The following is a 6,954-nucleotide window of genomic DNA, read 5'->3' on the forward strand; positions in this document are numbered from 1 at the left end:
TCTGCCGGACAGGCCCTGGCCCCGGGGAGGGCTCAGCGCTTGAGCGTGAAGGTGAAGTCGCCGGAGAGCTTGCCGCTCAGCCGGACTGCCGAAACGACCTTCCCCTCCATGATCAGTCTCTCGACCTCGGCCCGGGAAAGACCGCAGCCTTCAGCGATCAGCCGCACCGGCCGGACGGGGATCCGCGCCGCGAAGCGGACCGATACGTCGATCACCTCGCGGTCCGGATGATCCGATCCGCCGGTGTCGAGACGCCAGGCGTTGTCCCAGTCGAGGGCGATGCGATTGCGGCGCCGCACGACCGGATCCTGGAGCAGCTCGGCTGCCAGGCCAGGATCGTTGTCGTGCAGCCGGTCCAGCAGCTCAGGTCGCACGGAGCGCACATGCATCCGCTCCAGGACGGTGAGCTTTGCCGTTTCCCCGCAAGCGGTGCAGAGCACGAGGAGCCAGGCGTCGAGCAGCTTGTGGTGGGCGTTGACGCGAAACTTGCCGTTTGCCCGGAAGCGTTCGGACGCGCACGTATGGCAACGGCGGAGGACGAGTGGCAGGCAGGTGGGCATGACCACCCAGTTTTCGAGCACAGAAGTACACCGGTTCCAGTGAGAAGACCGCAGCAAAAAGCGGCGCGGCGCATATGCGCGACGCGCGACAGATCAGCTCTCGGGAGGTCTCACACGGTGTACAACGGCACGTCCTTGCTCAGACGACCTGGGTCGGCAGCACGGTAATGGCGCACAGCGGCGCTGCTCCACTGGATTTCGAGCATCGTCGGGGCAGGCCGGGAGCCGAGAAATCCGGCTTGACCCTCACGTTGCGTGAGGCCGGAGAGTGGTGTGCATGAGCGACTACTACGACGCGTTCGAGACGAGTCCCGTGCCCGCCCCCGGCCCGGACGCGGTTCCGCCGGAGCCGTTCCGCGGCATCTACGGGATGCCCGCCTTCGTGACGATCCCCACGAGCGATCTGGCGGCGTCGGTGGACTTCTGGACTCGCGGGCTCGGGTTCATCGAGCTGTTCGGCATCCCCGGCAGGGTGGTGCATCTGCGCCGGTGGGCGTTCCAGGACGTACTCCTCGTCCCGGCGGAGAGCGTTCCGGAGCAGGCACCGGCGATGAGCTTCAGCTTCGCGTGCGTGCTCGGCCAGGTCGATTCCCTGGTCGAGGCCTGCCGTACGCTGTGCCCGGACTCGGTCGACGGTCCACGGGACACTCCCTGGAACACCCGCGATGTCGTGGTGATCACCCCCGAGAACGCACGGATCGTCATCACCGCGGCGAAGCCCTTTGATCCGGACAGTCAGGAAGCGCGGAACCTCGCAGCCGTCGGGATCACCCCGCCGGGCGTCGGTCGCGGCGACAATGAGGAGCATGCCTGATACCGCTGACGCCGATGGTCTGACCGTCGGTCAGGTCGCGGCGCGGCTGGGCGTGACGGTCCGCGCGCTGCACCACTGGGACGAGATCGGCCTGGCGCGACCGTCGCTGCGCACGGCTGCCGGATACCGGCTCTACACGGCGGGTGATCTGGAACGCCTGCACCGCATCGTCGTCTACCGGGAGGTCGGTCTCGGCCTGGACAGGATTCAGGCGGTCCTGGACGACTCGACCACGGACGTGCCCGGTGCGTTGCGCGCGCAGCGCACCCAGGTGGGTGAACGGATCGAGCGTCTCCAGCAGCTCAGTGCCGGACTGGACCGGATGATCGACGCCCATGAGCGCGGCCCGCTGCTGACCGCCGAGCAGCAGGCCGCGATCTTCGGCCCTCAGTGGGACCCGGACGGGCCCGCCCAAGCCCGTCAGCGCTACGGAGACACGACGCAATGGCGGCAGTACGCCGAACGCTCAGCCTCTCGCGGTCCGGAGGAATGGCAGGACATCGCCGACGCCGTCGCCGGCTTCGAACGCGCCCTCGGGGATGCGATGGACGCCGGCGTCACACCGGGCAGCCCGGAGGCGAATCAACTCGTCGAGCGGCACCGGGAAGTCTTCGCCTCGTACTTTCCCCTCACCAGGCAGATGCAGGTCTGTCTCGGCCGCATGTACGAGGCCGACCCGGGATTCGCCGCCCACTACGACGGCATCCGCGCCGGCCTTGCCACGTGGTTCCGCAGCATCGTCGACGCCGGCGCACGCGCCCACGGCATCGACCCGGACACCGCGACCTGGCAGTAGTGCGCGGGTCCTTCACGGACCCGGAGGTGACTCACGCGAACGCCCGCCCGCAATGCCCGAGCAGCTCACGCACCGCAGGACCGTGCGTCCCCTTCCAGATCAGGGCCAGCAGCGCCGGTGCTGTCACGTCGTCGATGACGCGGGCGACGATCCGGTCGCCATAGCTCGTGGCCATCGACTCGCTGAGGACGGCGACGCCGAGGCCGCGGGTGGCGAGGTCCGCGATGGCGTCGGCGGCGCTGGCCTGCAGGGCGATCGTGGGGTGGAGGCCCTGTGCGGCACAGGCGCGGTCGAAGAGTGTGCGCAGGCCGGTGCCCGGGGGCATGCAGATGACCGGGTGGGCGACCAGGTCGCGCAGAACGACCCGCCGCTGCCGCGCCAGAGGATGCCCGGCCGCCACCGCTACGACGAGCCGCTCGCTGATGAGCGTCAGCGCCTCGAGCCCCTCGGGGGCGGCCGTCGCGGTTCCGACGAGGGCCAGGTCGACGGTGCCGGCGCGCACCGCCTCGACGAGCCGGTCGGAGTTGTCCTCCAGCAGGGAGAGCTCGACCCCCGGATGCGCGCGGTGGAACGCGGAGAGCGCGTCGAACAGCGGCGTGAGGGTGCAGCCGATGACCATCCCGACCACGAGCTGCCCCCGGATCAGGTCGGTGACGTCGTCGACTGCCTGGCCCACCGCCCCGGCCGCAGCGAGTGTCGCCCGCGCGTGGTCGAGCGCCGCCCTGCCTGCCGCGGTGAGGGTGGCGGTGCGCGCCGAGCGGTCGAACAGCTCGGCACCGAGTTCTCGTTCCAACTGGCGGATCTGAGCGCTGACGCCGGACTGGCTGATGTGCACCCGCTCGGCCGCCCGCGTGAAGTTCTGTTCCTCGGCGACGGCGACGAAGTATTCGAGCTGCCTCAGTTCCATGAGCGGTGATTCTAGTTTCCAGTAGATCCATCTGTTGGACTTCTGATCCGAGGGTGAGCACGCTGGATGGAGGCATCGACCTCGACGACGTTCAGGAGACCCGCCATGCCGGAGTACGAGAAGGCCCTGCGGCCCGAGGACCTCACCCGCTTGTTCGTCGAGCGGTCCAACGCCGGTGACGCGGCCGGGGTCGCCGCGCTCTACGAAGAGGACGCGGTGCTGGCCTATCCGCCCGGTGAGCGGACGGTGGGGCGGGACGCGATCCGCGTGCTGTGGGAGAAGGTGCTGGCCAACCGCCCCGTCTTCGAGCCGGAAGCGCCCCTGCCGACGCTGGTCAGCGGTGACATCGCCCTGACGTCGACCCCGCCGAAGGACGGGGCAGGTGCCCGCGCGCAGGTGGTCCGGCGCCAGCCGGACGGAAGCTGGCTGCGGGTCCTCGACCAGCCCGAGTTCACCCCGCCCACCGGCTGACGCCCGGCCCTACCCCCGCCGCCGGACCCCCGTACTCTCCCGCCGCACCAACCGCGTAGGCACCAACGTCGTGCCGTGTTCCGCCCCGTCCTGCCGCATCTTGTCCAGGACCCCCTCCACACACAGTCGTCCCACCTGGGCGAAGTCCTGGTGGATGGTGGTGAGGGGCGGGAGGAAGGACGCGGACTCGGGGATGTCGTCGAAGCCGATGACGCTGATGTCGTCGGGGACCCGGCGGCCACGTTCGTGCAGGGCGCGCAGCAGGCCCAGGGCCATCTGGTCGTTGGCCGCGAACACCGCCGTGCAGTCCGGCTCGTCGGCCAGCCGCAGACCGGCCCGGTAGCCGGACTCGGCCGACCAGTCGCCGCGGACCAGGGGCGGCGTCACCCGGCCCGCGGCCCTCAGCGTGTCGCGCCAGGCGTTGGCGCGGCGCTGGGCCGCGAAGGAGCCGTCGGGTCCTGCCAGGTGCCACACCGTGTCGTGGCCGAGGTCCAGGAGATGCCGTACGGCGTCACGGGCGCCGCCCGCCTGGTCGGTGTCGACGACGGTGTAGCGGTCGCCGGCGTCCGAGTCGGCCACCACGACCTGCACGCCGGGCGGGAGTGAGACCGTCGCCGCGTCCAGGAGATGGATCTCCATGATGACGATGACGGCGTCCACGGCGAGTTCGCCCAGACGGGAGAAGGCGCCGTTCACCTCGTCCTGGGTCGGGACGGCGACGGGCAGCAGCGTGACGGCGTAGCCGTGCTGGGCCGCGGAGGTGGCGATGGCCTCCAGGGTGCGGATGTTGCCCATCGTGGAGAGGGAGAAGGTGATCACACCGAGGGTGCGGAACTCGCCCCGGCGCAGCGCCCGGGCCGCGCTGTTGGGGCGGTAGCCCAGCTCCCGCATCGCGGCCAGGACCTGCCGGCGGGTGTCCTCGGTGACGCCCGGGAAGCCGTTGGAGACACGGGAGACGGTCTGGGAGGAGACGCCGGCGAGCTGGGCGACGTCGGCCATGGACGCGCCCTGGCGGGGGCGGGCCGCGCGCCTTCTCGTACGGCTCGTGCCCATCGGTTCGCTCTCGCCGTCCACTGTGCCCACCTGCCCCTCGCTCTCCTCGCCGCGCGACCGGCGAGACCGGCGCGAAAATTTAGGTCCGGAACGACTCCTTGACCCCTGAGATTCGGACAGTGTAGACATCCCGCCAGTGGATGTTTACGTAAACATTGCCTAGCAGAAAACAGTAGAAAACAGCCGAAGCCGTACGAGAAGGCGCCACCCGCACCAGAGCCCTGGAGTACTCGAGATGGCACACCGCACCCGTAAGAGAAGGCTCCTCGGCGCCATCGGCGTCACCGCCCTGGCGACCGGAACCGTCCTGGCCACGACCACCCTGCCCGCCGCGCACGCCGAGACGACGTCTCGGAGCGCCGCGGCCGGGGTCACCGTCCGGCCCGATCCCTCCTACTCGGGGGACAAGTTCGAGGGCTGGGGCACCAGCCTGGTCTGGTTCGCCAACGCCACCGGCGACTACCCGCCCGCGGTACGCGAGAAGCTCTACAAGCTCCTCTTCGGCGACGAGGGCCTCGCGCTGAACATCGCCCGCTACAACATCGGCGGCGGCAACGCCCCGGACGTCAAGGACTACCTGCGGGCCGGCGGGGCCGTCGAGGGCTGGTGGAAGGCGCCGGCGGGCACGACCCGCGAGGACGTCGACTGGTGGGACGCCGAGGACTCGGCCGACTGGAACAAGAACGCCGACAAGACGCAGCGCTGGTGGGTCGACCGCATCAAGAAGGACATCACCCACTGGGAGACCTTCAGCAACTCCCCGCCCTGGTTCATGACCGAGAGCGGCTACGTCTCCGGCAACTTCGACGCGGGCAAGGACCAGCTCAAGCCGGAGTCCGTGGAGGACTTCGCCAAGTACCTGGTGGGCGCGACCGAGCGGCTGGAGAAGGCGCACGGCATCAAGGTCGACACGCTCGACGCCTTCAACGAGCCGAACACCGACTACTGGGGCACCAAGCTGGGCCCGGACGGTGAGCCGACCGGCGGGCGCCAGGAGGGCGCCCACATAGGCCCGGAGATGCAGCAGAAGGTGCTGCGGGCGCTGGGCCCGGTGCTGAAGAAGTCCAAGTCGGACGCGAAGATCTCGGCGATGGACGAGACCAACCCGGGCACCTTCGCCACCAACTGGAACTCCTACCCCCAGGAGGTGCGCGACCTCGTCGACCAGATGAACGTGCACACCTACGGCACGGGCCAGCGCACCACCGTCCGCGACCTGGCCAAGGCCGCCGACAAGCCGCTGTGGATGAGCGAGGTCGAGGGCGACTGGGGCGACGGCCAGAGCTTCACGGACATGCGGCCCGGGCTGGGCCTCGCCCAGCGCATGGTCGACGACCTCCGGGAACTGGAGCCCAAGGCCTGGGTGTTCTGGCAGCCCGTCGAGGACTACGACAACATGAAGCCGGGCGGCGAGTCCGCGAAGGGCGGCAACTGGGGCGAGATCCAGCTCCCGTTCAGCTGCACCTCGAAGGACACGCTGGAGTCCTGCCCGATCTACACGAACACCAAGTTCGACACAGCCCGCAACTTCACGCACTACATCAAGCCCGGCGACCGGCTGATCAAGACGAACGACACGTCCAGCACGGCGGCGGTCTCCCGCAAGGGCGACGCGGCGACGGTCGTCCACGTCAACAGCACGGCCGAGGCCCGTGAGGTCACCCTCGACCTGTCCAAGTTCGGCCGGGTCTCCTCCCGCGCCACGGTCACCCCGGTGGTGACCAGCGCCGACGGCAAGCTCGAGAAGCAGAAGGCCGTCCGTGTCAGCGGCAAGTCGGCCACGCTCACCGTGCCCGCCCAGTCCGTGACGTCCTTCCTCGTCAAGGGAGTCTCCGGCAAGGCCGAGGACGCGGCGGAGCTCCGGAAGGGCCACACCTACCGCCTGACCGGCGCCCAGAGCGGCAAGGACCTCACCATCGCCGACAACGGCACGGGTCTGGTCATCCGGAGCGCGAACGCGTCCGACCCGAGCGGTCAGCAGTGGAAGGTGGAGCAGATCCGCGGGAGCGACAACCGCAAGCGGTACGTCTTCACCGAGTCGAGCGAGGACAAGCGCCTGGCCATCCGCAACGGCGCACTAGTGGCCGAGCCGGACGAGGGCCGTCGTGACAAGGCAACCGAGTGGATCATGTCGTCGACCGGCGACGGCACGTGGACCCTCGTCAACGCCGCTACGGGTCAACTGCCCGATGTCTCCGGCCAGTCCACGAACGACGGCGCGTCCGTCGGCGTGTGGCAGCCGAACTCCGGAGCCAACCAGCGGTGGAAGCTGACGGATGTGACGGCCGACTAGCCCCGCCCCGCACATCCGCCCACGACGCCCCCGCCCGCCGCCACCGTCCTGGTGGCCGGG

General features: G+C 69.7%; 7 protein-coding genes. 4 read left to right on the forward strand and 3 right to left on the reverse strand.

The annotated features are described in order from the left end of the window. Positions 1 to 32: 32 nt before the first annotated feature. Positions 33 to 581: a DUF1062 domain-containing protein gene (locus tag ACFTZL_RS38100; protein WP_382592964.1), complete on the reverse strand. Its 549-nt coding sequence runs from the start codon at positions 579 to 581 to the stop codon at positions 33 to 35. Between the two features lie 256 nt (positions 582 to 837). Here ACFTZL_RS38100 and ACFTZL_RS38105 point away from each other — a divergent pair, with 256 nt between their 5' ends. Next, positions 838 to 1,374 carry a VOC family protein gene (locus ACFTZL_RS38105; protein ID WP_382592967.1) on the forward strand — a complete coding sequence of 179 codons (537 nt, stop codon included), beginning with the start codon at positions 838 to 840 and terminating at the stop codon, positions 1,372 to 1,374. Beyond that, the gene (locus tag ACFTZL_RS38110) at positions 1,367 to 2,170 is read left to right on the forward strand and encodes a MerR family transcriptional regulator (RefSeq protein WP_382592970.1); all 804 of its coding nucleotides are present in this window, start codon (positions 1,367 to 1,369) and stop codon (positions 2,168 to 2,170) included. The genes ACFTZL_RS38105 and ACFTZL_RS38110 overlap by 8 nt, the downstream gene beginning before the upstream one ends. Before the next feature lie 31 nt (positions 2,171 to 2,201). On the opposite strand, the gene ACFTZL_RS38115 is transcribed toward ACFTZL_RS38110, so the two are convergent. Further along, complete coding sequence (locus ACFTZL_RS38115) at positions 2,202 to 3,077, reverse strand: LysR family transcriptional regulator (protein WP_382592973.1); 876 nt, start codon at positions 3,075 to 3,077, stop codon at positions 2,202 to 2,204. A gap of 105 nt (positions 3,078 to 3,182) precedes the next feature. On the opposite strand from ACFTZL_RS38115, the gene ACFTZL_RS38120 reads away from it, so the two are divergent. Then, on the forward strand, positions 3,183 to 3,548 hold the full coding sequence (locus ACFTZL_RS38120) for a YybH family protein (protein ID WP_382592976.1): 366 nt from the start codon (positions 3,183 to 3,185) through the stop codon (positions 3,546 to 3,548). Positions 3,549 to 3,557: 9 nt separating this feature from the next. On the opposite strand, the gene ACFTZL_RS38125 is transcribed toward ACFTZL_RS38120, so the two are convergent. Further along, complete coding sequence (locus ACFTZL_RS38125; RefSeq protein ID WP_382592982.1) at positions 3,558 to 4,547, reverse strand: LacI family DNA-binding transcriptional regulator; 990 nt, start codon at positions 4,545 to 4,547, stop codon at positions 3,558 to 3,560. 289 nt (positions 4,548 to 4,836) lie between these two features. Here ACFTZL_RS38125 and ACFTZL_RS38130 point away from each other — a divergent pair, with 289 nt between their 5' ends. Continuing rightward, positions 4,837 to 6,894 carry a glycoside hydrolase gene (locus tag ACFTZL_RS38130; protein ID WP_382592979.1) on the forward strand — a complete coding sequence of 686 codons (2,058 nt, stop codon included), beginning with the start codon at positions 4,837 to 4,839 and terminating at the stop codon, positions 6,892 to 6,894. Positions 6,895 to 6,954: the final 60 nt, after the last annotated feature.

The organism is Streptomyces sp. NPDC056948 (genome assembly GCF_042674225.1).
Taxonomy (GTDB): Bacteria; Actinomycetota; Actinomycetes; order Streptomycetales; family Streptomycetaceae; genus Streptomyces; species Streptomyces purpurascens.

What these genes read in the sequence shown, in the direction of transcription:
- ACFTZL_RS38110 (WP_382592970.1), top strand. Translation starts at nt 1,367, where the DNA reads ATGCCTGATACCGCTGACGCCGATGGTCTGACCGTCGGTCAGGTCGCG.
- ACFTZL_RS38115 (WP_382592973.1), bottom strand. Translation starts at nt 3,077, where the DNA reads ATGGAACTGAGGCAGCTCGAATACTTCGTCGCCGTCGCCGAGGAACAG.
- ACFTZL_RS38130 (WP_382592979.1), top strand. Translation starts at nt 4,837, where the DNA reads ATGGCACACCGCACCCGTAAGAGAAGGCTCCTCGGCGCCATCGGCGTC.
- ACFTZL_RS38105 (WP_382592967.1), top strand. Translation starts at nt 838, where the DNA reads ATGAGCGACTACTACGACGCGTTCGAGACGAGTCCCGTGCCCGCCCCC.
- ACFTZL_RS38125 (WP_382592982.1), bottom strand. Translation starts at nt 4,547, where the DNA reads ATGGCCGACGTCGCCCAGCTCGCCGGCGTCTCCTCCCAGACCGTCTCC.
- ACFTZL_RS38120 (WP_382592976.1), top strand. Translation starts at nt 3,183, where the DNA reads ATGCCGGAGTACGAGAAGGCCCTGCGGCCCGAGGACCTCACCCGCTTG.